This is a genomic window from Pseudomonas sp. SJZ078 (genome assembly GCF_007828255.1).
Lineage (GTDB): Bacteria > Pseudomonadota > Gammaproteobacteria > Pseudomonadales > Pseudomonadaceae > Aquipseudomonas.
On sequence record NZ_VIUG01000004.1, the window covers coordinates 227,961 to 251,931 of the forward strand.

Here is a 23,971-nt window from a genome sequence, read left to right on the forward strand (position 1 = left end):
CCTTGTACGCCCTTATGTATCGGTCACCGCAAGGTTTCCGGTGGCAACACCGGACAGACTTCCGCGGTTCGACTGACGAACCGCACCCGGCTCTGCCGGCTTTTGTTAAACCCGCCGGGACTACACCGGCCGATGAAAACCAAAATTAGGAGAGATCGACAATGAAGCTTCGTCCTCTGCATGACCGCGTCGTCATCCGTCGCAGCGAAGAAGAGAAGAAATCCGCTGGCGGCATTGTCCTGGCAGGTTCGGCTGCCGAGAAAGCCAACCACGGTGAAGTTCTCGCTGTAGGTACCGGCCGTGTGCTGGACAACGGTGAAGTGCGTGCGCTGGCCGTGAAAGTGGGTGACAAGGTCGTGTTCGGCCCTTACTCGGGCAGCAACACAGTAAAAGTCGACGGCGAAGAACTGCTGGTCATGGGCGAGAGCGAAATCCTCGCTGTCATCGAAGGCTGATTTCCCCGCTCATTTTCCCGCTACTACACAGTATTTAAGGAATATCGATCATGGCTGCTAAAGAAGTTAAATTCGGCGATTCCGCCCGCAAGAAAATGCTCGCCGGTGTCAACGTCCTGGCTGACGCAGTAAAAGCGACCCTGGGCCCGAAAGGCCGTAACGTGATCATCGAGAAGAGCTTCGGCGCTCCGACCATCACCAAGGACGGCGTTTCCGTAGCCAAGGAAATCGAGCTCAAGGATCGTTTCGAAAACATGGGCGCGCAGCTGGTCAAGGACGTTGCCTCCCGTGCCAACGACGACGCCGGTGACGGCACCACCACCGCCACCGTCCTGGCTCAATCGATCGTCAACGAAGGCCTGAAAGCCGTCGCTGCCGGCATGAACCCGATGGACCTCAAGCGCGGTATCGACAAGGCGACCATCGCCATCGTCAAAGAACTGAAGGCCCTGTCCAAGCCGTGCGCCGACTCCAAGGCCATCGCCCAGGTAGGTACCATCTCGGCCAACTCCGACAATTCCATCGGCGACATCATTGCCGAAGCCATGGAAAAAGTCGGTAAAGAAGGCGTGATCACCGTTGAAGAAGGCTCGGGCCTGGAAAACGAACTGTCCGTCGTTGAAGGCATGCAGTTCGACCGTGGCTACCTGTCGCCATACTTCGTCAACAAGCCGGACACCATGGTTGCCGAGCTCGACGGCCCGCTGATCCTGCTGGTCGACAAGAAGATCTCCAACATCCGTGAAATGCTGCCAGTGCTGGAAGCCGTTGCCAAAGCCGGCCGCCCACTGCTGATCGTGGCCGAAGACGTTGAAGGCGAAGCCCTGGCGACCCTGGTGGTGAACAACATGCGTGGCATCGTCAAGGTTGCCGCCGTCAAGGCACCAGGCTTCGGCGACCGTCGCAAGGCCATGCTGCAGGACATCGCCGTCCTGACCGGCGGTACCGTGATCTCCGAAGAAATCGGCCTGAGCCTGGAAAGCACCACCCTGGAGCACCTGGGTAACGCCAAGCGCGTGATCCTGACCAAGGAAAACACCACCGTGATCGACGGTGCCGGCGTTGAGACTGACATCCAGTCCCGCGTTGCCCAGATCCGCGCACAAGTGGCCGACACTACCTCGGACTACGACCGTGAAAAACTGCAAGAGCGCCTGGCCAAGCTGTCCGGCGGCGTTGCTGTCATCAAGGTTGGTGCCGGTTCCGAAGTTGAAATGAAAGAGAAGAAGGCCCGCGTTGAAGACGCCCTGCACGCTACCCGTGCAGCCGTCGAAGAAGGCGTGGTACCTGGCGGTGGCGTGGCACTGGTTCGTGCCCTGCAGGCCATCAGCGAACTGAAAGGCGACAACGCCGATCAGAACGTCGGTATCACCTTGCTGCGTCGCGCTGTCGAAGCTCCGCTGCGCCAGATCGTTGCCAACTCCGGCGACGAGCCAAGCGTTGTGGTCGACAAGGTCAAGCAGGGTTCGGGTAACTACGGTTACAACGCTGCTACCGGCGAATACGGCGACATGATCGAAATGGGTATCCTGGACCCGGCCAAAGTGACTCGTTCGGCTCTGCAGGCGGCGGCTTCCGTTGCCAGCCTGATGATCACCACCGAGGCAATGATCGCTGAAATCAAGGAAGACGCTCCAGCGGCTGGCGGCATGCCAGACATGGGCGGCATGGGTGGCATGGGCGGCATGATGTAAGCCAGCTTTACCCCTGTACTGAAAAACCCCGCCTGCGAAAGCAGGCGGGGTTTTTTATTGACGCGGTCTTTGGGAACTGAGCTTCTCGCGATAGCGGTGGGGCAGCAGCAGTGATGTTGAAATGTGCCGCCTTCGCGAGCAGGCTCGCTCCCACAGGGTTAGGCGGTGTTTTCGGAGGTTGTTGGCCTTCACTGTCCAGGGAGGGAGCGAGCCTGCTCGCGATTACGGTGGATCAACTCGCAATGATGCTGGGCATGCCGCTGTTATTGCAGGTTCGACTCCCATAGGCTCCAGTCGGAGGTTGCTCAAGCATTGACCGGTTGTGTCTCGACCAAGGGTTCTGCTCTCGTGGCCGGCCGATACAGGACGAAGTAATAACATCCCAGGCAGATCAGCCAGCAGAACACCGCCGTCCACACGTTGTGCGAGAAGAAGTGTGCCCCTTGCATCATCCGGCCTATGGAGAACACCGTTCCCAGGGTGAACGCAAATACGAAAGCCCGTCGGGCCAGGCGCGGCTTGCGGTCGCGCAATACGAAGAACAGGGCGAACAGGGTAAATCCGGTGGCGGCATGCCCCCCCGGCCAGCATCTGCCCGGTTTGTTGGTATCAGGACGCGGGCTCAGCAGTTCACTGTAGGTTTCCTTGCCGCCGAACTCCTTCAGGCTCCAGGGGCATTGCACCGCCGTCACCGCTTTCATCGGCGTGACGAAGGATGTCGCCAGCGCCAGGGAGAGCACAAGGCAGCCCAATTCACGTTTGAAGGGTTTGAGTCGGGTGACGAAAAAAGCGCTGATGAAGCCGATGATGGAAAACACCGAAAAGGCGATGACCACTTGCTTCGCGCGGTCATGGAGGATGTCTTCCAGGAAAAAACTGTGTCGTCCGATGAAGTCGCCAACGGTGGGGTCGTAGAACAGCTGGGCCAGGTTCATGTCCAGGTCGGTCCATTCCAGCAAAATCAGAATGATCGCCGTAACGGCGGGAATGCCCAGGCACAGCCAGAAGTTCAGCGGGCGGGGGGAAGAGCGTAGAACGCTTGACGGCATAACAGATCCTGCACAAAGAAAGCGCCCCGGGCCATCCTCCCGGGGCAGTTCGGTTAACGTTCGCTGACTTGCTCGGCACCCTCCATGGGCGCTCTCCAGCCAAGCAGCTGTTGCTTGAAGCCATAACTGGCGGTTTGGTAATACGCAATGGCGCGGCTGATCAAGGGATCGTCACTGGTTGCCCGGGACTCACGGCTTTCGGTCAGTGCGTCATCATGCCGGCGCAGGCCCTGGCGCGGGCTGAGTATCGCCAGATCCTTGCCATCGAACATGCCCAGATGCTGGTAATTGCCGACGACGACGCGGGGCGGTAACGGGTTGTCCTGCAACAGGTTGCGACCGAAGAACGTCGACTCGTAATCCAGATTCAGCAAGCCGAGCAAGGTCGGCGCAAGATCGATCTGACTGGCGAGCTGGTTGGTTTCCCGTGGCTCGATCAGCTTTGGCGCATAGACGAACAAAGGGATCTGATAGTTACTGATCGGCAGGTCCTCCTTGCCGGCGCTACCAGCAGTGTGGTCGGCGACGAAGACGAAGATCGTATTATCGAACCACGGTTTCTGCCGTGCCTGGTCCAGGAACTGACCGATGGCATAGTCGGTGTACTTGACTGCTCCATCCCGGCCGTTGCCGGATTTGATATCGATCCGGTTATCCGGATAGGTGTAAGGGCGATGGTTGGAGGTCGTCATCAGTTGTAACAGGAACGGCCGCTGTTTTGCGTAGTTGGCATCGGCCAGTTTCAATGTCTGCTTGTACAGGTCTTCGTCGGCCATGCCCCAGGCATTCTTGAAGTGGATTTCGGACTCCTCGACACTGCTCTGGTCAACGACACGATAACCGTTGCCGCTGAAAAACGCGTTCATGTTGTCGAAGTAGCCGCGGCCACCGTAGACGAACACGCTGTCGTAGCCGATCGCGCTCAATTGTTGGCCCAGGCTGGCAAAGCCGCTTTCCCGGCCGATACGCTTGACGATCGAACGTCCCGGTGTCGGCGGAATGGCCAGGGTAATGGCTTCCAGGCCGCGATCGGTACGGGTACCGGTGGCGTAGAATCTATTGAAATACAGACTTTGCTTGCGCAAGGCGTCCAGGTTGGGGGTCAGGTCGCGTTTGTCACCATTGCTGCCCAGGTACTTGGCACTGAGGCTTTCGATAGTCACCAGCACAATGTTCGGTTTGCGCAGAGTACCGGGATTGTCTATCCGCCGCCGGATGCCTTGTGGATCTTCATCGATAAAATGTGCATTGGGCTCGTTCAGTTCGGCGCGAATCTGCGGGGCGACGGTAGCCGGGGGCAAGCTGCTGTAGAACTGTCCGTAGTCCAGTTCGTTGTTACGGAACGCAGCGAAGAACTGGTACGGGCCGTTGCTCGCCAGCTCGTTCTGGTAGGCGTTGCCGCCTTGGGTGCGTGGCGCATCCTGACTGAGTAATTGCAAACTCAGGCCGGTGAGGGCCAGCAGGCCCAAGGCAATGGCCAGGCGTCCGCGCAAGGCTGGTAATGGGGCGTCCAGCGCGGCCTGGAGCGGTTTGCGCAAGGCCAGGCTCAAACCCACAGCCACTACGGCAAGAATCGTCAGCAGGATGCCGATCGGGTAGGACTCCAGTACGTTGTTCAATACTTCATCGGAGTAGACCAGGTAATCGACAGCAATGAAGTTGAAGCGCACGCCAAACTCATCCCAGAACAGCCATTCGGCCACCGAGATGAACAGCATGGTGAACAGACTGACCGTCAACAGGCCCTGAAGGAACCAGCGATGGCCGCGACGGCGCCACAAGGCAGCAGGGCAAAGCAACAGGTACAGGCCCATCGGCAGGATTGCATAGGCGAGGAAGCCCAGGTCATATACCAGTCCAACACCGAAGACCGAAAGTGCGTTGCCACCGGATTCATCCAGATGGGCCAGCAGTAAAACGGTTCGTGTCAGGAGAAACACCACCAGCCAGGCGCCGGAGATCAGCAGCAAAAAGCGCACGGGCGCCATTTTCATAAAGTCCATTTACTACATTCCTTATATATCGATCCGATAGCGCGAAAGTGTTACCCCCTCACTGTAGTCAGGTTGTGAACCTGTAGTGAAAAACTCATCAATGATGTGATTGCTTGACGGCGTTGACGCATGTCGTTTCCAGTGCTGGCCCTGAGTCGCCATTGGCCTTAAGCTGCGCGGGCCAAGACGGCCGTTAACCGTATATGCAGAGGTGCCCATGCGAATTCTATTGGTCGAAGACAACCGCGACATCCTGGCCAACCTGGCCGATTACCTGGGGCTCAAGGGGTATACCGTCGATTGCGCCCAGGACGGTCTGTCGGGCTTGCACCTGGCTGCGACCGAGCATTACGACCTGATCGTGCTCGACATCATGTTGCCCGGCATCGACGGCTACACCTTGTGCAAGCGCCTGCGTGAAGATGCCCGGCGCGATACGCCGGTGATCATGCTCACCGCCCGGGATCAACTGGACGACCGCCTGCAAGGCTTCAAGTCCGGGGCCGATGATTACCTGATCAAACCCTTTGCCTTGTCGGAACTGGCGGCGCGGATCGAAGCGGTCATGCGCCGGGCCCAGGGCGGCGGCCGGCGCGCCTTGCAGGTCGGCGACCTGAGTTATGACCTCGATACCCTGGAAGTGACCCGCGAGGGCAAGCTGCTCAAGCTCAACCCGGTCGGCCTGAAGTTGCTGGCGGTACTGATGCAGAAGAGTCCCCACGTGTTGCGTCGGGAAATCCTTGAAGAAGCCTTGTGGGGCGATGACTGCCCGGACAGCGACAGCCTGCGCAGCCATGTCCACCAACTGCGCCAGGTGATCGACAAACCGTTCGACAAGCCTCTGCTGCATACCGTGCACGGTGTCGGTTATCGCCTGGCCGAGGGCCGCGATGGAGTTTAAGCAGAGCCTTGCTCAACGGATCATCATTGCCTTTGCATTGATGAGTGCATTGGTGGCCGGGGCGTTCGCCATGGGCATCGTGGCGACGGTGCACCTGGTGGAAGAGAAGCTGATTTCTGCTGGACTGGGTGGCGACCTGCAACGCCTGTTGCTGATGGACAGCGTCTCGGACTGGAATCATCGTCCGGAACCTGACCAGTTGTTCTATTTCAGCGGCGGCCCGGGTGATTTCGAATTGCCCAAGGATTTGCGTCATTTGGAACCTGGCTTCCACGAGGTGTTTCGCGAACAATTGTCCTATCACGCCATGGTGGAGATCGTTGACGGCCGTCATTATGTGTTGCTGCAGGACCAGAGTGACTTCGAAGAACGCGAGCGGGTACTGTTCGCCGTCGTACTGGTGGGCTTCGTGCTCAGCCTGGCGCTGGCGGTGTTCCTTGGCTGGATCCTGGCTCGCCGGGTGATGGCACCGGTGGTGCGCCTGGCTCGGCAAGTACGGCATCGTGACCAGCTCCTCGGGCTCGCTCCACCGTTGGCGCCTGATTATGCCGCCGATGAAGTGGGTGAGCTGGCGGTGGCGTTCGACGCCACTTTGGGGCGGTTGCGCCAGGCCCTGACGCGCGAGCGGTTGTTTACCAGTGATGTCAGCCATGAGTTGCGCACGCCATTGATGGTCTTGGCGACTTCCTGTGAACTGTTGCTGGAAAACCCGGCATTGGATCAACGGGGTCGCCTGCAGGTCGAGCGCATCAGTCGAGCCAATGAAGAGATGCGCGAATTGGTGCAAACGTTTTTGATGCTTGCCAGGGCTCAGCGCGAGGACAACGGCATGTCGCCTCGCCTGACCCTTGGTCAGGTCGCGGAAAATCTTCTCGGCACATGGCGTGCGGCCATTGAATCCAAAGGCTTGGCGCTCATTTTCGAGCCGGGCCAGCCCCTCGATACTCCCTATAACGCCACATTCCTGACGGCGGTCATGGGTAACCTGCTGCGCAACGCCTTGCACTACACCGACCAGGGCTTCATCCGCCTCACCCTCCATAGCACTGGATTCGTGGTGGAGGACAGTGGAGTGGGCATTCCCGAGGAGAAGCGCGAGGCAATGTTCGAACCGTTCGTGCGCGGCAACGAGAAGCGCGGCGAGGGGCTTGGGCTGGGTTTGTCGCTGGTGCAGCGGATTTGCGAGAACCAGGGCTGGGTGGTGAGTCTCAGTACGATGGAACCCAATGGTTGCCGGTTCGAGGTTGAGTTGAATCCCGAGGGAGTGAGTGCGCCCTGAAAAATTTTGTAATCATTGCCAAGATTACATGACTTCTTTTTCACAAACTGATGACAAAGCGATTTTTAAGGTTGGGCCTGTCTGAAATGGAGGTCCCCTTCAATGTCCAAGTCCATCAAGCTCGATTTTTCCGAAAAGTACGACGAGCAGCACGCGCAGAAGTACTTCCATAAGCATCGAAGCGGCTTGAGTCGCCGTCTCTCCAATCGGCGAGATCAACAACTGGCCAAGCGCGCGTTGGCACTTGCCGGTGACCCAGGCTTGGTGTTGGACCTGCCTTGCGGTGCCGGGCGTTTCTGGTCCTTGCTGGCCGAAAAGCCGAATCGCGTCATCATTGGTGCGGACAACTCCGAGGCGATGATCAAGACTGCAATGGCATCTCAACCCGCCGATGTCGTAAAACGGGTACAACCCTTGCACACTTCTGCATTCGACATCGCCTTGCCTGATAACGCCGTCGACAGCATTTTTTGTATGCGCCTGCTTCACCACATCGGCGAACCCGCGCATCGACTGGCCATTCTGAAGGAATTCGCGCGTGTCAGCCGCGATAGCGTGGTTATTTCATTGTGGGTCGATGGCAATTTCAAGGCCTGGAAACGCAAGCGTCAGGAACGTAACCGTGGGCAGAAAGACTACCAGAATCGATTTGTGTTACCGGTTGCTACAGTAGAAGAGGAGTTCAGGCAGGCTGGGTTTCGTATCCAGGAGCAACTGGACTTCCTACCGCTCTATGCCATGTGGCGAGTTTATGTATTACGCAAGAGGTAACAGCATGGTTGCGCAGGTAGTAGAAACACCTGGGGTTTCCCGCAGCAGCTTCGACCATTTCTGGAACATGAAGGGCGAATGGGTAGAAGAGCCCAACGTGCGTCGTGGCGGAGAAAGTGGCGTACAACGGATCATTAGCAAGGAAGGCGAGCTGCTTTACGCCAAGCGTCAGACTGGACACATTTATCGCAGTTGGCTGCATCCGTTCGGCAGGCCTACAGTGCTGCGAGAGCAGGACGCTCTGCTGGCGCTGACCCGGCTTGATGTTCGCGTTCCTCAATTGGTTTTCTGTGGGGCCCAGCGGGACCCGGTCCACAAGTGGCGTGCGCTGCTGGTGACCCGGGCGCTCGAAGGTTTCGAGGAGATAGAGAAATGGTATGCCGCGGGTGGGCGCGAGCGCCATGGCGAAGCGGTGAATGATCAGATCCTCCGGGCATTGGCCGAAAACCTGGCCCGTATGCACAAAGGCCGCTGGCAGCACGGCTGCATTTACATCAAGCATGTTTTTGTGCGCGTGACGGGGGAGGGTGAGGCGGCGAAGCCCGAAGTTGCCCTGCTGGACCTGGAGAAGTGTCGCCAGCGTTTGACCGCCCGAAGGGCTGCATCCCATGACTTGAAACAGCTACGGCGCCATTCGTCGTTCAGCGATTCTGACTGGAAAAAACTCGTCTACTTTTATGAGACGGCGTTTGGCAGCGCTATCAAAGGCTTATAACGATGAAACTTGAAATTGCTAGAGGTGTGTTTTTAGTTGGAGCCCTGGCAGTTACGTCGATGGCGGTGGCTGTGTGGGAACAGCCCCGTTCTCAGATACTCAGTGCCTCCCACTCTGACGCTCACTGCCCTTTACCACGGGTGGCCAAGGCCAGTGAGGTTGTCCGGCCGGATAATGACCTGTTGTTGTTCATGTTCAGTCTTTCCCAAGGCGTGAGGCCGCAGAGTTGAGAGTCATGAGATCAAAATAAAGGCCTCGCATCTGCGAGGCCTTTATTTTTGTGTATTGGGAAGTGGTTGAAACCTCTGTGGCGAGGGAGCTTGCTCCCGCTGGGTTGCAAAGCAACCCTGAAGTTCTGCAACTTGGTTTCAGGTGGATTGGGATGGGGTTGGGGCGGCTCCGCCACCCAGCGGGAGCGAGCTTCCTCGCCACAGATAAATCCTCTCGCCACAGAAATCCCTTGCTCAAATAGGGGTCAGGCTTTATCCGGCTTGGCCACCAGCGTGTAGATGCAAGGCAATACGAACAGCGTGAACAGGGTACCGATCGACATGCCGGTGGCGATGACTGTGCCAATGTCGAAGCGGCTCACTGCTCCGGCGCCGGTGGCCAGGATCAGCGGTACCATGCCAAACACCATTGCAGCGGTAGTCATCAGTACCGGCCGCAAACGAATCGACGCGGCCTGCTCCACAGCTTCCCGCGGCGTCAGGCCCTGTTCCTTGCGCAGTTGATTGGCGAATTCAACGATCAGGATCCCATGCTTGCTGATCAGGCCGATCAGTGTCACCAAGCCCACCTGGGTGTATATGTTCATGCTCGACCAGCCGAGGAACAACGGAATCAGTGCGCCACAAATTGACAGGGGCACTGTCACCAGGATCACCAAGGGGTCGCGAAAGCTTTCGAACTGTGCCGCCAGCACCAGGAAGATGATCGCCAGCGCCAGGGCAAAAGTGACCCACAAGGCGCTGCCTTCCTGGACGAACTGACGCGAGGCGCCTGCATAATCGAAGGCAAACCCCACCGGTGCTTCTTCATGGGCGATCTGGCTGACGATCTGGACGGCCTCGCCCATGCTCACGATGGGGAAGCCGGAAATCCTCACCGCATTGAGTTGTTGGAACTGATTGAGTTGCCGCGGGCGGGCCCGGTCGCTGACCTTGATCAGCGTCGATAGCGGTAGCGATTCACCCTTGGCGTTTTTCACGTAGTAATTGTTCAACCAGGCAGGATTGTCCCGGAATGGCCGTTCGACCTGAGCAATGACCTTGTAACTGCGCCCTTCGAGGGTGAAGCGGTTGATCTCCGACTCCCCCAGCAAGGTGGCGAGGGTTCCGCCCAGGTCCTGCATCGAGACGCCCATCTGGGCGGCCTTGTCACGATCGATGTCGACGACCACTTCGGGCTTGTCGAAGGCCAGGTCAATGTCCATGAACGCGAACTTCCCGGATTCCTCTGCGCGTTTCTTGATTCGTTCTGCCACTTCCAGAAGTGTCGCGTAGTCTTTCGGGGAGTTGATGACGAAGTCAAAGGGCAGGCCTTCACCGGTGCCGGGCAGGGAAGGGAGGTTGAAACCGAAGATCTGCAGCCCCGGGATGCTTTCCAGCTTGGCCTGGACATCCGGCAGGATTTCCATCTGGGTGCGGCTGCGTTCGTTCCAGGGCTTGAGCAGGAAACCGCCGATGCCGGATTGCACGCCGTTGTAGCCGTTGATCTGGAACGAAGAGTAGTACTCCGGGAACTCCTTGAAGATTTCGAGGAAGTGGTCCGTGTAGGTGTTCAGGTAATCGAGGTTGGTCGGCTGCGGCGCCGTAGCCATCATGAAAATGATGCCCTGGTCTTCGTCGGGGGCCAATTCGGACTTGGTGAACATGATCAGCACAGGAATCAGCAACAGGACGATCACGGCGAACACCAGCACCACCGGCCGGGTATTGAGCGTGCCGTGAAGCATGCGCTGGTAGCGGTTCTTCAAGCGCTCGAAGACGGTGTCCAGCCGATGGGCCAGCCCCGAAGGGTTCTCGTCGTGGCGCAGCAGCATGGCGCACATCATGGGCGACAGGGTCAGGGCGACGATCCCGGAAATCACCACGGCCCCTGCCAGGGTCAGGGCGAACTCCTTGAACAAGGCGCCGGTCAGGCCTTCGAGCAGGCCGATCGGCGCATACACCGCCGCCAGCGTGATGGTCATCGAGACCACCGGCATGGCGATTTCCCGGGCGCCTTCCAGCGCTGCATCGAATGGGCTCTTGCCTTCCTCGATGTGCCGGTGGATGTTCTCCACGACGACGATGGCGTCGTCCACCACAAGACCGATGGCCAGCACCATGGCGAGCAGCGTCAGCAGGTTCATCGAGTAGCCCATCAACTGCATGAAGAACATCACGCCGATCATCGACAGCGGGATGGTCACCACCGGGATGAGTACCGAACGCAGGGCGCCGAGAAACAGGAACACCACGACGATGACGATCAACACCGCTTCGAACAGGGTTTTCACCACCTCATCGATGGAGGCCTGGATGAACAGGGTCGCATCGTAGGCAATCTCGGCCTTGAGGTTCGCCGGCAACTGGGCCTCCATTTCCGGCATGATCTTGCGCACTTCCCTGATCACATCCAGCGGATTCGCGCCGGGCGTGGCCTTGATCCCGATGTACACCGAGGGCGTACCACCGAAGGAGCTGATGGTGTCGTAGTTCTCGGCACCCATCTCCACCCGCGCCACATCACGCAGCAGGACCCGGCTGTCACCGTCGGTCTTGAGTGGTATCGCGGCAAAGGCCTCGGCGGATTTGAGTTCGGTGTTGGCGTTGATGCTGGTAACCACGTATTCGCCCTTCACCTCGCCAGCGGCAGAGAGAAAGTTGTACTGGCGCACCGCGTTGGTCACGTCGGCGGCGGTCAGGCCGAATCCGGCGAGCTTGGCGGGGTCGAGCCACAGGCGCATGGCGAAGTCCTGGTTGCCAAGGATTTCCGCCTCAGCCATGCCCGGGAGGGTCGCCAGCTTGGGCTGGACCACCCGTGACAGGTAGTCGGTGATCTGCGGGTTGTTCAGTTCCTTGCTGAAAAAGCTGATGTACATCAGGGCCGAGGCATCCGCGGCCTCCCGGCTGAGCACCGGGTCCTCGGCATCCTGGGGCAGCTGGTTCTTGACCTCGTTGGCTTTGGCCAACAGTTCGGTGAAGAGCCGGTCGCTGTTGGAGCCGATGCGGGCGTGGACATATATCACCGAGAAATTCTGGCGGCTGACCGAGGTCATGTAGTCGATGCCCTCGGCGCTGGCCAGGCTCTGCTGCATCGGCTGAGTGATATAGCCCTGGATGGTTTCGGCGTTGGCCCCGGGGTAAGCGGTGGTCACCGTGATCAGGGCGTTCTCCATCTGTGGATACTGGCGCAGGGGCAACTTGCTCCAGGCCTGGAAGCCCAACAGCACGATCAGCAGGCTGACCACGGTGGCGAGCACCGGACGGCGGATGAACGGATCGGTAAAAGCCATGGGGATTCCTTGATCAGTCCGCGGATCGCGGGCTGTTCTGTTCGGTCAGGGTCTTGTCGTCACTGATGGCGATGTGGGTACCGTTATCCAGTCTGATCTGGCCGGCGATCACGACTTGTTCGCCGCTCTGTACGCCCTTGGTAACCAGCACCAGCCCGTCACGACGTTCGCCGGTTTCGACGAAGCGTCGTTCGGCAATCAGGACCGGCTGGCCCTTGTCATCCTTCTCGACATTGCCGTCGGCGGCTTTCTTCTGTGTGACCACGTACATGGAGTTGCCATAGAGGGTGTAGGTCACCGCGGTCTCCGGCACGACGATCCCGGCCGCCACATCAGGCAGGATCACCTGCAGGTTGGCGAACATGCCGGGCAACAGCTTGCCGTCGGGGTTGGCCAGGGTGGCGCGTACCAGCACATTGCGGGTGCTGTCTTCGACCTTGGGGTTGATGGCACTGATGGCGCCGACGAACGTCTGGCCGGGGTAGGCCGGGACGCCGACATTGACCGGTTGGGCAACAGCCAGCCTCGGTACCGTTTGCTCAGGAACGTAGAAGTCCACGTAGAGGCTGCTGAGGTCCTGCAGGGTGGCGATGACCGTGCCACTGGCGAGGTAATCACCAACATCCACCTGGCGAATGCCGATGGTGCCACTGAACGGTGCGACGATGCGTTTCTTGTCCAGTGACGCCTTGAGCTGGTTGACCGTGGCCTGGTTCTTTTTCAATTGTGCCGAGAGCCGGTCGAACTCGCCCTTGGAGATCGCCTGGCTGCCCACCAGCTGCCGACCGCGACCGAAGTCCAGTTGCGACAGGCCCAGGTCGGCCTCGGCGGTTTCCAGCAGGGCACTTTCGACTTCACTGTCCAGTTGCAGGAGCGGCTGGCCGGCCTTGACCTTCTGTCCGGACTGGAACAGCACCTTCTGCACGGTCCCGGCAATCTCCAGGCTCAGGTCCACGCCTTGCAACGCCTTGAGGCTGCCGACAGTAGGCAGCCGGCTCTGCCAGGGCTGCTCGGCGGCGCTGGCCACGGCGACACTGATTGGCGGTTTCGGCACAGAAAACGACTGGATCTGCTGGTAGATGGAGAAGCCCTTGTAGCCGCCCAGCAACAGCACCACCAGCAGGACAACACCCAACATGATCAGCATGCGGCGTCGCAGCATGTTCCACTTCCTTGGACAGGTGTTAGAAAAGACATTCAGGCGGGCACATTACTCTGAGTGTGCTGGGGATTCCAGATCCCGTAAGGCCTGCGTTGTGTAGGAATATTCCCGAAATACGGGGGCTTCGTGTCGATAACTCCGCCCCCGTTCAATCAGGCCAGGTGCAAGTGGTTGTCCCAGAGCCCCGCCGGCAGGTCCAGCGGCTTTACAACCGGTTGGGCCTGTCGACAATCGTAATAGCGACAACGGCCCTGGCCCGAGGTCACGACGAAGCCATCCGCCACCGCTCCCACCCCGGCGCAATCCGGCAGAGGGGCGTCCAGGCGGACTTCACCGCTGTCCAGGTCCCAGATGAAAAAGCGATTGCCACGGGGGGCGGTCAGGGCGACCAGGCGCAGGTCACTGTTCACGGCGACGCTGGCGGTGTAATGCCCCATGGCTTGCAATTGCTGCTCGGACACCGGAAACGCCTTGAACGGCTGGCCTGGACGCTTGATCGCCACCAGCTCCGAGGATTCGTGGGCATCTCCCATGAACTGCTGGCCGGAAACGATGGTGCCGTCACTGGCGATGCCCAGGTGGCGCACGCTGTTCATGGCCTGGGGGAGGGTTTCCTTGCTCAACAGCGTGCCGTCGCGTTGCATGAGGACCAGGCTGGGTTCCATGGCGTCGAGGTTCATCTCGACCCGGCTCTCGGCTTCGGTGCGGATACCGCCGTTGGCCACCACCAGGGTTTCGCCGTCGGGCATCCACGAGACCTGGTGCGGACCGATGCCGTGGGTGGGGATCTCGCCGCTGTGTACCAGCCGTTCGCCTTCGAAGCGGTACACGCCCAACAGGCCGCGTCCGGGATCAGAGGTGTCATTCTCGGTGGTGTACAGCCACTCGCCACTGCGATGGATCACCGCATGGCCGTAGAAATGCCGGTTCGGCAAGGACGTGATGGTCTGCAGCAACGTGCCGTCGCGCAGGTCGATCAGGTAGCTTTCGGTGCCCGGGCGACGGGCAACGAACAGCGCAACCGGCTGCGACGGATGATTGACGATGTCGTGGCAGCGCTGGCCGACCCGGGTGGCGAACACCCGCGTGCCGTCCAGTCGATAACCCACGGCGTAGTGCTTGCCATCACCATCGTCCCGTGCCGAAAGCAGCAGCGCAGGTTTGTCCTTGTGCTTGAACAGCGTCCAGCCACCCAGGGTAACGGCGCCGAGCAAGCTGCCCAGTGCCAGGACCTGACGTCGAAACATGATCAGTCACCATCGTTGGCATTAAAGCCCAGTTGGATGCCCAGCGCCTTGGCCAGTTCGCCTTCGTGCAGGCGATGGACGACGTTGAGGCTGTCGTACAAGTCGTTGAGTTGCTGGCGCCCGGCGTCGTCGTTGAGCATTTCGGTCAGTGAGCGCTGGGTGCTGGCGAACAGTTTCAACGATGCGTCATAGGCGGCGTCGATCTTGTCGGCGAGAGGTTTCTGGTCGCTCGGCAACAGACCACGCAGGCCCTTGTTATCCACGCCTACCCAAACCGTCCTGGCCGCGCTGAGGCTGGCTTCCAGGCCTTGCAACGACGACTGGCTGCGCCAGGCATCGGCCTGGAAAGGTTGCGGTACGCCCTTGGTCTGGCGGCCCATCGGGGTGCCGAGTTTCTTCTTCAATGTATCGAGGGCGGTGACCTGGACCCGCAGCAGATCGGCGATCGCTTCGTGGGAATCGGCGTAGCGCTGGTTCGGGAACTTGCTCATCTGTGCGAGCATGCCGTCGTTGGTATTCCAGCGCGACAGGATCTCTTCCGCCAGTTGTTGCTGACGTTCCGCAATGGCCATCAGCAGTGGGCAATACTTGGCTTTCTGCGTGCTGTCGGCCATGTCGATCCTGGCATCGAACAGCAGGTATTCGTAGGCCGACAGTCCCTGGACCACGACGCTGGATTTGGCCAGACCGGCGGCGTCGATCTGCGGCTGGCTTTCGACCAGTTGCTCGACCTGACGGCCCACCAGGTTTTTCTTGTCCGGCCAGAACTGTACCTGCCAGGCGCGGTTGCCTTCGGCCAGCGGACCGATCAGCAGCGGTTGCAGCTCGGCCCAGGCCTTTTGTGCCTTGAGGAAGTCGGCGCGGGCGGTTTCCAGGTTCTCCTTGCCTTGGCAGAACGCCAGGGCGCTGCTCGCCAGTTGCCGGTCGGCATCGACCCAACGGCTGTAGGTCGGCAGGATCACTTGCTTGGCGATGGCGGCCGACGTGACTGCTTGCGGATCCTGGGGCGAGCATGCGCCGAGGGCGAAGGCGGCGAGGCTGGTGAACAACAGCTTGGGACGGAACATGTCGGACTCCCGTTTCGGAAAATTATTTAAAGGGAATTCAGGAAAGCCAGCAACGCGGCGCGTTGCTCGGCATTGAATGCTAAAACCTGGCGCTGTGCCGCTTGCGCTTCACCGCCATGCCAGAGCACGGCTTCGAGCAGGTTGCGGGCGCGTCCGTCGTGCAGGAACTGGGTGTGGCCGCTGACGGTTTCGGTCAAGCCGATACCCCACAGCGGCGGGGTCCGCCAGTCACGGCCGCCGGCCTTGAATTCGCTGCGGTTGTCGGCCAGCCCTTCGCCCATGTCGTGCAACAACAGGTCGGTGTAAGGGCGGATGACCTGGTTCGCCAACTCCGGCTCGGCAGCGTTGGCGGACGTGGTGTATTTCGGCGTGTGGCAGGATTGGCAGCCGGCTTGGAAAAACAGGTTCTTGCCGGCCAGCACCTGAGATGAATTCACGTCCCGGCGCGCCGGTACGGCCAGGTTGCGGCTATAGAACAGCACCAGCCGCAGGATGTTGTCGCTCACCTCCGGCTCGCCGTCCGGACCATTGCCATTGGGTGCGCGCTTGCAATCGACCTGGGCCTCGGTGCAATCGTCGAACGGCCGCAGGCTTGTCGTCAGGCCCATGTCGCCGGAGAACGCGTGGACGTTCTGCTGGTTGAGGTTGGGCTGTCCGGCTTTCCAGCCGAAACGTCCCATGACGGTTTTCTGCAGGGCATCGTCCCAGACCTGGTTCGGCCGACCGGCGATGCCGTTTTTCTCCCGCGCCTGGGCCTCGGCATTCGCCAGGATGGCTTCATCGGGAATGGCTTCCAGCAATCCCAAGCCGATCATCGGCGGCGCGACCCGGGCGGATAAACGTGTGTCGGGGTGCATCGGACCGTAGCCCAACTGGCTGATCTGCAGGTTCGGCTTGCGCAGTTCCACCACCGTACCGTCGTTGAAACGAACCGGGACAGGCGCGTAGTCGACCCGCACCTTGCCTTCGGGGGCGACGCCAGGTACGGACATATCCTGCAATTGTCCACCGTACACCGGCTCCGGCACTACGCCCAATTGCTCGATGACCTTGGCGTAGGACGGCTCATCGGGAATCGACAGGCGCACCAGCATCGACACCGCATTGGCCGCGTCCGGCGCTGGCGGATGGCCGCGACCGTCCTTGATATGGCAGTTCTGGCAGGCATTGGTATTGAACAGCGGCCCGAGGCCATCCCGGGCGGTGGTGGTCGACGGCGCGATCACCCAGGGGCTGCGGAAAAAGCTGTTGCCGACGCTGAAATCCACGCGCCGTGAGGGCGGCAGGTTGGCCGAGGGCAGGGAGAACGCGTTCTGATCGGCCTTGCGAACCGTCGCGGCACCGCCGGACCGGGCTTCACCAGGTTCGGCCTGGGTAAAGCGCGGCGCCTCATCGCAGGCACTCAGACCTATGGCCACGGACAGTGCCATGAACAGCGCGCATGGAAGAGGCAACGACCGCATCGAACATCCTGGAAGGCGAGTGAAACGAGGGCGCAAAGTCTAACAGGACCGGGGACTTTGAATAAGAGGAATTATCGTTTGGTTTGGGGGCGGCAGTCTTGTCGCCACAATCCCTGTGGGAGCGGCGGCCGTGGACTCCCTCGCCACGGCTCAAGGCTGGACAACAGCCCCCGGCACCAACGGTAGTTCCAGGCTTGCGATGAACCCTCCATCGGGATGGTTGGCCAGTATCAAGGTACCACCGTGCCGTTCCGCGGCACGGCGCGCAATCGCCAAGCCCAGTCCATGGCCGGCGGCGGTCTGGCCAGGTGCACGATAGAACGGCTCGCCCAGTTGCCCCAGGTGTTCGGCCTCCACGCCTGGACCATGGTCGCGCACGCTCACCAGAATCTTTTCTCCCTGGCGCACCGCACGCATTTCGATGGGTTGCCCGGCCGGGTTGAAGCGCTGGGCGTTGCGCAGCAGGTTGTCCACCGCTCGCTCGATCATGGTCGGCCAGCCCTTGAGGGTCAGGCTCGGCTCGGCGTTCAATTGCACGCTTTGTTCCGGGGACGCCAGTTGTGCATCTTTTTGCAGGGCGACCAGCAGGCCGTTCAGATCGATCTCTTCGGCGCCGGCGTTGTCGGCATCGACCCGGGCCAGCACCAGGATTTCACTGATCAACGCCTCCAGGCGATCGCATTCGCGGGTCAGGCGCGGCCACAGCGCTTCGCGCTCCTGGGGGCCGGCCCGCTCCGCCAATGCCAGGGCGATGCGCAGCCGGGCCAGGGGCGAGCGCAGTTCATGGGACACGTCCCGCAGCAACTGTCGCTGGCTGCCAATCAGGCTTTGCAAGCGTGCGCCCATGCGGTTGAAGTCTGTCGCCAATACACCGAATTCGTCGCGACGGTTGGCCAGTTTGGCCAGGCTGTTCTGTTGATAAGTGGTTTGTCCCAGGTCATGCACGGCACCGCGCAGCCGGTTCAATGGGCGAGTGATAGAGAAAGTCACCAGCAGACTGAACAAGGTCAGCACCACCAAGGCGATGCCCAGGGCACTGAGGGGCCAGAGCAGGCTGTCGCGGTGCCAGGCATCCAGCTCGGGATGGGGGATGCGGTAGATGAACAGGTAAGTGTCTCCGGTCTTGGCGCTGGTGAACTCGTCGGTCAGGCGTCGCCAGGGCAGGCGTCGGTCGTCGTTGTTCTGGCGTGCCTCAAAGGCGGCCGCCCGATGGGGAAACGTGCCGCGCACCACCGGGTCGCCGCTCTCGTTGAACACCTGGACGTCGATGTGATACTGGCGTTTGCGCTGTTGCAGAATATCCTGGGCCGCATCCTCGCCCTGGCTTTCGTAGGTTTGCGTCCACTCTTCGGGCAGGGTGTTGAGCCCTGGATGGCGGCTGAGGATCCAGGCGTCCTGGTTCAGCATGTGCCCCAGCAGGATGGAAAGCCCTGCAACCAGCGTGATGGCCAGCCAGAAACTGGCCAGGATGCGCCAGAACAATGAACGCACGGTAAATCCTCGAAACAGAGAAAGCCCAGCGGCACGTAGCCGCTGGGCTGGGGAACGTCAGTGCATTATTGCGCTTTTTGCGGCTGTTGCGCCTTCCAGGCCTTGAATTCGGCCCACTCGGCGCGACGCTCGGCCTGTTTCTTCTGGATCGCGTCGAACTCTTTCTGTTGCTCAGGCTTCAACAGAGCACGGATCTGGGTGTCGACTTTCTCGTGCCGTGCTTTCATTTCATCCTGCATGGCCTTCTGGTCGGCCGGCGACAGTTTCGCCAGGTATTTCTCTACCAGCTCCTGACGTTCATGGCGCTGTTCGCCCATGATTCTGCGGATCTGCTGGCGCTGTTCGTGGGTCAGGTCCAGCTGGCTGTACGGACCTCTGTCGTGCATCTGGCCGCCGTGACGCGGGCCATCCATCGGCCCCATCGGGCCAGCGCCTTCAGGCATGGCCATGGCCACGGTCGGCAGGGCGGCAGCGAACATCAGAGCGATAAGGGTCTTGCGCATGGTGTATCTCCTTGTCTCGTTCCCGGTCGGTTCCGGATGTGTGCAGATTACTGAGATCAAGGTCAGCGGCGGTCAGGGGTGGGTAAAGCTTGGGTAAAGAGGTTTGGGTGTGATCCTGACAAAACGCAAACCCGTGGCGAGGGGATCTGCGTCGTTCAGAGGCTGTAGTAGTAACCCCGGCTGCGCAACGCCACGATGCGCGGGCGGCCGTCGGGATGGGGGCCGATTTTCTTGCGCAGGTTGCTTACGTGCATGTCGAGGCTGCGGTCGTACAGGGTCAGCTTGCGGCCCAGGGCGATCTGTGCCAGTTCCTGCTTGTCCAGCGGCTCACCTGGTTGCTTGAGCAGCGCTTCGAGCAGGCGGCTCTCGGACACGGTGAGGGTCTGTTCCTGCTCATCGATGCTGACCACGCCACGTACCGGGCTGAAGGTCAGGTCGCCCAGTTCGATCTGGCTGGACACCGCCGTCGGATGACTGCGCCGCAGCACGGCGCGCAGGCGGGCGGTCAGTTCCCTGGGGTCGCAGGGCTTGGCCAGGTAGTCGTCGGCGCCCAGTTCCAGGCCGAGGATGCGGTCCAGCGGCTCGCCGCGGGCCGACAGCATCACCACCGGCAGTTCCGGATGGTCGGTGCGCAGTTGCTTGAGCAACTCCAGGCCACTGCCGTCGGGCAGCATCACATCCAGCACCACCGCTGACGGAGCGGTTTCGGCCAGGGCCTTGCGGGCACTCTGGCCATCGTGGCAGGCCCGGACCTGGAACCCTTCCTGACCCAGCCAACTGCCGAGGAGCTCACACAGCTCCTGGTCATCATCAATCAGTAACAGCTCGCTCATGAAACACTCAATTTAGCCATTGCCGACGCTGTCTACGTCCACCGCTGGCAAAGATACCGCAGAGTAGGGCCAATAGCGCTACCCCGGCACCAATGACGAACCATTGCTGTTGATCGGTCAACAGGCGCGGCAGCGTGCTTGACTGGGCTTCCTTGAGTTGCAGCTTCAGGCGCTGGTTCTCCTGGCGCAACCGGCTCACCAGTGCGGTTTCGCGTTCGCTGTTGGTGTTCTGCAATTGTTGGGTCAGTTCTTCGCGCAGGCGCTCGCTGTCTTTCAAGCGTTGCTGCAGCTCGGCGAGCTGGCCGCCCGCGCTCAGGGACAAGGGCGTCGAATGACTGCCCTCGGTGCTTTCTTCGCCATGGGCGGGTGCCCCGATCGACAACATGATCAACAACAGGCACAACGGACCTTTGCGCATGGTCACTCCTGAATTCCGCTCGAGTTTAGACAGATTAGACAGGTTGTCGGCAGGCAAATGAGAACAATGAGCCATGAAGGCTCATTGCGCATCGGGTTATGGCAGGACTTGCTTGAACGGCTTGACCACGACATTGGCGTAGACGCCAGCGGTCACGAACGGGTCGGCCTCGGCCCAGGCTTGCGCGACGGCCAGGGATTCGAACTCGGCCACGATCAGGCTGCCGCTGAAACCTGCGGCACCTGGATCATTGCTGTCCACCGCAGGGTGGGGGCCAGCCAGCACGACACGGCCTTCGGCCTTGAGCTGCTGCAGGCGCGCCAGGTGCTCGGGGCGAGCGGCCAGGCGTTTTTCCAGGGAGTTGGCGACGTCGGTGGCAATGATTGCGTAGAGCATGTCAGTCCTCGGTTTTTTGCGGGGGGGTGTCGGCATCGTGCAGATGGCGGGACAGGTAGATGCCTTGGCCGATCAGGAACAGCAGCGTCATGCCCAGGCTGCCGAAGACCTTGAAGTCGACCCAGTAGTCCTGGAACGTGAACGCGACGAACAGGTTGGCGCCGCCGCAGAACAGGAAGAAGGCGATCCAGGCGATGTTCAGGCGGGTCCAGATCACGTCCGGCAGGCTGACGGCATGGCCCATGATGCGTTTGATCAGCAGGCTGTCGCCGATGAAATGACTGCCGATAAAGGCCAGGGCGAACAGCCAGTTGACCACCGGCGCTTTCCATTTGAGGAAGGTATCGCTGTGGAAGGCCAGGGTCAGGCTGCCGAACACCAGGCAGGCGATCAGGGTCAGCCACTGGCTTTTTTCCAGCTTGCGCTGGGAGATGAACAGCGCGCCATAGACCACCAGGGAACTGATGATAAGCACCGCGGTGGCGCTGTAGATACCACCCACGGTCAGGGACTGACCGGCAATGTCGACGGTGCGTGGGTCAAGTTTATAAGCGATGAAAAACAGCAGAAGCGGAATGAAGTCGATGAATTGTTTCACAATGGCAGCCAGAAGCAGGATGTGGCGGCATAATAACAAACATCCTTGGCCGCGATAGGGCCAGCTGATTTGAGGTAACAACCCCCCGTGAATGTTGATTTGCACTGCCATAGCACGGCCTCCGATGGCGCCCTGGCGCCTGCGATTGTGGTGGCGCGGGCGTTCGAGCACGGCGTGCGAGTCCTGGCCCTGACCGATCACGACACCCTCGAAGGCCTCGATGAGGCTCGCGACGCGGCGACAGCGTTGGGCATGCAGCTGGTCAACGGCGTCGAGTTGTCCTGCACATGGGGTGGGGCGACCATCCATGTGCTGGGCTATGGTTTCGATGTCGGTGCGCCGCCACTGGTGCAGGCCATCGCCGAATTGCGCGATGGGCGCTGGCTGCGTGCCGAGGAGATCAGCCGCAAGCTGGCCCTCAAGGGCATGCCCGGTGCGCTGGAGGGCGCCCGGCAGATCCAGCAGGAACTGGGGGACAGCGGCAATGCGCCGGCCCGGCCGCACTTCGCCGATTGGATGGTGCGCGAAGGTTTCGTCAAGGACCGCGCCGAAGCGTTTCGCAAATGGTTGGGGGCCGGCAAGCTGGGGGACGTCAAGCAACATTGGCCGACGCTGGAACAGACGGTTGAGACTTTGCGGGCCGCCGGGGCCTGGGTCAGCCTGGCGCATCCCTGGCACTATGATTTCACCCGTAGCAAACGTCGCCGCCTGATAGCCGACTATATTCAAGCAGGGGGCCACGCCATTGAGGTGGTCAATGGCCATCAGCCGGCCGAGCAGGTCGGCAGCCTGGCGATTCTGGCCCGGGAGTTTGGCCTGCTGGTTACCGCCGGCAGTGATTTCCATGGCCCTGGAGGCTGGTCCGAGATCGGCGAGTACCGCCCGTTGCCCGAAGATCTGCCACCACTTTGGTGTAGATTCAAACATGATCTTGTTACCGACGCCGTCTGAACAGGTAGAACACGTGAGTCAATTTTTCCAGATTCATCCGGAAAACCCGCAAGCGCGCCTGATCAAACAGGCGGTGGAAATCATTCGTGGCGGTGGGGTGGTGGTCTATCCCACCGACTCCTCCTACGCCATCGGCTGCCAGATCGGCGACAAGAATGCCGTGGAACGGGTCAGGCGCCTGCGTCAGTTGGACGACAAGCACAACTTTGCGTTGATCTGCAGTGACCTGTCGCAACTGGGCCTGTTCGCCAAGATCGACACCGGCACCTTCCGGCTGCTCAAGGCCCATCTACCGGGCCCCTACACCTTTATTCTCAACGCCACCCGCGAAGTACCGCGCCTGTTGCTGCACCCGAAGAAACGCACCATCGGCCTGCGGGTGCCGAGCCACCCCATTGCCCTGGCGCTGTTGGCGGAACTGGGTGAGCCGTTGATGAGTGTGACGCTGATCATGCCCGGTGAAACCGATCCCCTGACCGATCCCTACGAAATGCGCCAGTTGCTCGAACATCAGGTCGATCTGATCATCGATGGCGGTTATGGCGGCATGAAAGCCTCCACCGTGATCAACCTGGCCGACGGCGAGCCGCAGGTGGTGCGCGTCGGTTGCGGCGATCCGGCGCCGTTTCTGGTCGAGGCCTGAATGTCCGCCGTGGAAGCCGTGGTGGACAGCGTAGACAGCCAGGCCGGCGCCCAGCAGGAGTTGCCGTTCGCCATGGTCTACGGCCAGGCGGTCACCGAAATGCCCCTGGACCTGTACATTCCGCCGGATGCCCTGGAGGTTTTCCTCGAAGCCTTCGAGGGCCCCCTTGATCTGCTGCTGTACCTGATCCGCAAGCAGAACATCAACATCCTCGACATCCCCGTGGCGGAAATCACCCGCCAGTACATGGGCTATGTCGAGCTGATGCAGTCGGTGCGCCTTGAGCTGGCGGCTGAGTACCTGGTGATGGCAGCCATGCTGGCCGAGATCAAGTCACGGATGCTGTTGCCGCGCTCGGCCGAGGTCGAAGCGGAGGAGGACGATCCCCGTGCTGAACTGATCCGGCGATTGCAGGAGTACGAACGCTTCAAGGGCGCCGCCGAAGGCATCGATGGCTTGAGCCGGGTCGGGCGCGACGTGGTGGTGCCCAAGCTCGATGCTCCCGAGGCACGAGCGCGCAAGTTGCTGCCGGACGTGAGCCTGGAAGAATTGCTGATGTCCATGGCTGAGGTCCTGCGCCGGGGCGACATGTTCGAAAGCCACCAGGTCAGCCGCGAAGCGCTGTCCACCCGCGAACGCATGAGCGACGTGTTGGAGCGGCTCAAGGGCGGCGGTTTCGTGCCATTCGTCGAGCTGTTCACCGCCGAGGAAGGGCGGTTGGGGGTGGTCGTCACGTTTATGGCGATCCTGGAATTGGTCAAGGAATCCTTGGTCGAGCTGGTGCAGAATGAGCCGTTCGCAGCGATCCACGTGCGGGCACGAGCCGAATAACGAGCAAA

The 23,971-nt window shown here is 60.6% G+C and carries 23 protein-coding genes; 10 read left to right on the top strand and 13 right to left on the bottom strand.

Translation table 11 applies throughout. From position 1 onward, the window contains the following. Window positions 1-161: 161 nt before the first annotated feature. Complete coding sequence (locus tag FBY02_RS06395; RefSeq protein ID WP_047701141.1) at window positions 162-455, top strand: co-chaperone GroES; 294 nt, start codon at window positions 162-164, stop codon at window positions 453-455. Window positions 456-505: 50 nt separating this feature from the next. Next, window positions 506-2,149, top strand: a complete 1,644-nt coding sequence (gene groL / locus FBY02_RS06400; protein WP_144924819.1) for a chaperonin GroEL — start codon at window positions 506-508, stop codon at window positions 2,147-2,149. 305 nt (window positions 2,150-2,454) lie between these two features. Here the strand turns inward: groL and FBY02_RS06405 are convergent, their stop codons facing one another. Both FBY02_RS06405 and FBY02_RS06410 read right to left on the bottom strand, forming a co-directional pair. After that, entirely contained in the window at window positions 2,455-3,198 is a 744-nt protein-coding gene (locus FBY02_RS06405; protein ID WP_144924822.1) for a phosphatase PAP2 family protein, read from the bottom strand. Between the two features lie 53 nt (window positions 3,199-3,251). Beyond that, complete coding sequence (locus FBY02_RS06410; protein WP_144924825.1) at window positions 3,252-5,201, bottom strand: LTA synthase family protein; 1,950 nt, start codon at window positions 5,199-5,201, stop codon at window positions 3,252-3,254. Between the two features lie 208 nt (window positions 5,202-5,409). Here FBY02_RS06410 and colR point away from each other — a divergent pair, with 208 nt between their 5' ends. The 5 genes from colR to FBY02_RS28315 all read left to right on the top strand — a co-directional run bounded on the left by colR (window position 5,410) and on the right by FBY02_RS28315 (window position 9,088). Beyond that, complete coding sequence (gene colR / locus FBY02_RS06415; protein WP_025215158.1) at window positions 5,410-6,093, top strand: two-component system response regulator ColR; 684 nt, start codon at window positions 5,410-5,412, stop codon at window positions 6,091-6,093. Beyond that, the gene (locus tag FBY02_RS06420; protein WP_144924828.1) at window positions 6,083-7,372 is read left to right on the top strand and encodes a HAMP domain-containing sensor histidine kinase; all 1,290 of its coding nucleotides are present in this window, start codon (window positions 6,083-6,085) and stop codon (window positions 7,370-7,372) included. Before colR ends, FBY02_RS06420 begins: the two co-directional genes overlap by 11 nt. 102 nt (window positions 7,373-7,474) lie before the next feature. Beyond that, on the top strand, window positions 7,475-8,143 hold the full coding sequence (locus FBY02_RS06425; protein ID WP_144924831.1) for a class I SAM-dependent methyltransferase: 669 nt from the start codon (window positions 7,475-7,477) through the stop codon (window positions 8,141-8,143). Window positions 8,144-8,147: 4 nt separating this feature from the next. Continuing rightward, on the top strand, window positions 8,148-8,858 hold the full coding sequence (locus FBY02_RS06430; protein WP_144924834.1) for a lipopolysaccharide kinase InaA family protein: 711 nt from the start codon (window positions 8,148-8,150) through the stop codon (window positions 8,856-8,858). A gap of 2 nt (window positions 8,859-8,860) precedes the next feature. Beyond that, window positions 8,861-9,088, top strand: a complete 228-nt coding sequence (locus FBY02_RS28315) for a hypothetical protein (protein ID WP_144924837.1) — start codon at window positions 8,861-8,863, stop codon at window positions 9,086-9,088. Window positions 9,089-9,333: 245 nt separating this feature from the next. Here FBY02_RS28315 and FBY02_RS06440 read toward each other — a convergent pair whose 3' ends face one another. From FBY02_RS06440 to FBY02_RS06490, 11 genes are all read right to left on the bottom strand, one after another. After that, window positions 9,334-12,360, bottom strand: a complete 3,027-nt coding sequence (locus FBY02_RS06440; protein ID WP_144924841.1) for a multidrug efflux RND transporter permease subunit — start codon at window positions 12,358-12,360, stop codon at window positions 9,334-9,336. A 13-nt stretch (window positions 12,361-12,373) separates the two neighbouring features. Beyond that, window positions 12,374-13,522: an efflux RND transporter periplasmic adaptor subunit gene (locus FBY02_RS06445; protein WP_144924844.1), complete on the bottom strand. Its 1,149-nt coding sequence runs from the start codon at window positions 13,520-13,522 to the stop codon at window positions 12,374-12,376. A gap of 152 nt (window positions 13,523-13,674) precedes the next feature. Then, a complete protein-coding gene (locus FBY02_RS06450) occupies window positions 13,675-14,769 on the bottom strand; it encodes a DUF1513 domain-containing protein (RefSeq protein ID WP_144924847.1) in 1,095 nt (364 codons plus the stop codon). A 2-nt stretch (window positions 14,770-14,771) separates the two neighbouring features. Continuing rightward, window positions 14,772-15,836 (bottom strand): imelysin family protein, encoded by a 1,065-nt coding sequence (locus FBY02_RS06455; protein WP_144924851.1) that lies wholly within the window; start codon window positions 15,834-15,836, stop codon window positions 14,772-14,774. 26 nt (window positions 15,837-15,862) lie between these two features. Next, window positions 15,863-17,299, bottom strand: a complete 1,437-nt coding sequence (locus tag FBY02_RS06460) for a di-heme oxidoredictase family protein (protein WP_144924854.1) — start codon at window positions 17,297-17,299, stop codon at window positions 15,863-15,865. A gap of 150 nt (window positions 17,300-17,449) precedes the next feature. Further along, window positions 17,450-18,790 (bottom strand): HAMP domain-containing sensor histidine kinase, encoded by a 1,341-nt coding sequence (locus FBY02_RS06465; RefSeq protein WP_144924857.1) that lies wholly within the window; start codon window positions 18,788-18,790, stop codon window positions 17,450-17,452. Between the two features lie 65 nt (window positions 18,791-18,855). Beyond that, window positions 18,856-19,293 (bottom strand): Spy/CpxP family protein refolding chaperone, encoded by a 438-nt coding sequence (locus FBY02_RS06470; protein WP_144924860.1) that lies wholly within the window; start codon window positions 19,291-19,293, stop codon window positions 18,856-18,858. A 155-nt stretch (window positions 19,294-19,448) separates the two neighbouring features. Next, window positions 19,449-20,126, bottom strand: coding sequence for a response regulator transcription factor (locus tag FBY02_RS06475; protein ID WP_144924863.1), 678 nt, complete (start codon window positions 20,124-20,126; stop codon window positions 19,449-19,451). Window positions 20,127-20,133: 7 nt separating this feature from the next. After that, on the bottom strand, window positions 20,134-20,544 hold the full coding sequence (locus tag FBY02_RS06480; RefSeq protein ID WP_144924866.1) for a translation initiation factor 2: 411 nt from the start codon (window positions 20,542-20,544) through the stop codon (window positions 20,134-20,136). A gap of 96 nt (window positions 20,545-20,640) precedes the next feature. Then, window positions 20,641-20,940 (bottom strand): YciI family protein, encoded by a 300-nt coding sequence (locus FBY02_RS06485; RefSeq protein ID WP_144924869.1) that lies wholly within the window; start codon window positions 20,938-20,940, stop codon window positions 20,641-20,643. A gap of 1 nt (window position 20,941) precedes the next feature. Beyond that, entirely contained in the window at window positions 20,942-21,538 is a 597-nt protein-coding gene (locus FBY02_RS06490; RefSeq protein WP_144924872.1) for a septation protein A, read from the bottom strand. Window positions 21,539-21,625: 87 nt separating this feature from the next. Between FBY02_RS06490 and FBY02_RS06495 the strand changes: the two genes are divergently transcribed. The 3 genes from FBY02_RS06495 to FBY02_RS06505 all read left to right on the top strand — a co-directional run bounded on the left by FBY02_RS06495 (window position 21,626) and on the right by FBY02_RS06505 (window position 23,963). Continuing rightward, window positions 21,626-22,489, top strand: a complete 864-nt coding sequence (locus tag FBY02_RS06495; RefSeq protein ID WP_144924876.1) for a PHP domain-containing protein — start codon at window positions 21,626-21,628, stop codon at window positions 22,487-22,489. A gap of 13 nt (window positions 22,490-22,502) precedes the next feature. Next, window positions 22,503-23,132, top strand: a complete 630-nt coding sequence (locus tag FBY02_RS06500) for an L-threonylcarbamoyladenylate synthase (RefSeq protein ID WP_024779546.1) — start codon at window positions 22,503-22,505, stop codon at window positions 23,130-23,132. A gap of 132 nt (window positions 23,133-23,264) precedes the next feature. Continuing rightward, window positions 23,265-23,963, top strand: a complete 699-nt coding sequence (locus FBY02_RS06505; protein WP_173668659.1) for a ScpA family protein — start codon at window positions 23,265-23,267, stop codon at window positions 23,961-23,963. Window positions 23,964-23,971 lie beyond the last annotated feature (8 nt).

Coding starts and splice junctions, on each gene's coding strand:
- FBY02_RS06395 (WP_047701141.1), top strand. CDS start 162: ATGAAGCTTCGTCCTCTGCATGACCGCGTCGTCATCCGTCGCAGCGAA.
- groL (WP_144924819.1), top strand. CDS start 506: ATGGCTGCTAAAGAAGTTAAATTCGGCGATTCCGCCCGCAAGAAAATG.
- FBY02_RS06405 (WP_144924822.1), bottom strand. CDS start 3,198: ATGCCGTCAAGCGTTCTACGCTCTTCCCCCCGCCCGCTGAACTTCTGG.
- FBY02_RS06410 (WP_144924825.1), bottom strand. CDS start 5,201: ATGGACTTTATGAAAATGGCGCCCGTGCGCTTTTTGCTGCTGATCTCC.
- colR (WP_025215158.1), top strand. CDS start 5,410: ATGCGAATTCTATTGGTCGAAGACAACCGCGACATCCTGGCCAACCTG.
- FBY02_RS06420 (WP_144924828.1), top strand. CDS start 6,083: ATGGAGTTTAAGCAGAGCCTTGCTCAACGGATCATCATTGCCTTTGCA.
- FBY02_RS06425 (WP_144924831.1), top strand. CDS start 7,475: ATGTCCAAGTCCATCAAGCTCGATTTTTCCGAAAAGTACGACGAGCAG.
- FBY02_RS06430 (WP_144924834.1), top strand. CDS start 8,148: ATGGTTGCGCAGGTAGTAGAAACACCTGGGGTTTCCCGCAGCAGCTTC.
- FBY02_RS28315 (WP_144924837.1), top strand. CDS start 8,861: ATGAAACTTGAAATTGCTAGAGGTGTGTTTTTAGTTGGAGCCCTGGCA.
- FBY02_RS06440 (WP_144924841.1), bottom strand. CDS start 12,360: ATGGCTTTTACCGATCCGTTCATCCGCCGTCCGGTGCTCGCCACCGTG.
- FBY02_RS06445 (WP_144924844.1), bottom strand. CDS start 13,522: ATGCTGCGACGCCGCATGCTGATCATGTTGGGTGTTGTCCTGCTGGTG.
- FBY02_RS06450 (WP_144924847.1), bottom strand. CDS start 14,769: ATGTTTCGACGTCAGGTCCTGGCACTGGGCAGCTTGCTCGGCGCCGTT.
- FBY02_RS06455 (WP_144924851.1), bottom strand. CDS start 15,836: ATGTTCCGTCCCAAGCTGTTGTTCACCAGCCTCGCCGCCTTCGCCCTC.
- FBY02_RS06460 (WP_144924854.1), bottom strand. CDS start 17,299: ATGCGGTCGTTGCCTCTTCCATGCGCGCTGTTCATGGCACTGTCCGTG.
- FBY02_RS06470 (WP_144924860.1), bottom strand. CDS start 19,293: ATGCGCAAGACCCTTATCGCTCTGATGTTCGCTGCCGCCCTGCCGACC.
- FBY02_RS06475 (WP_144924863.1), bottom strand. CDS start 20,126: ATGAGCGAGCTGTTACTGATTGATGATGACCAGGAGCTGTGTGAGCTC.
- FBY02_RS06480 (WP_144924866.1), bottom strand. CDS start 20,544: ATGCGCAAAGGTCCGTTGTGCCTGTTGTTGATCATGTTGTCGATCGGG.
- FBY02_RS06485 (WP_144924869.1), bottom strand. CDS start 20,940: ATGCTCTACGCAATCATTGCCACCGACGTCGCCAACTCCCTGGAAAAA.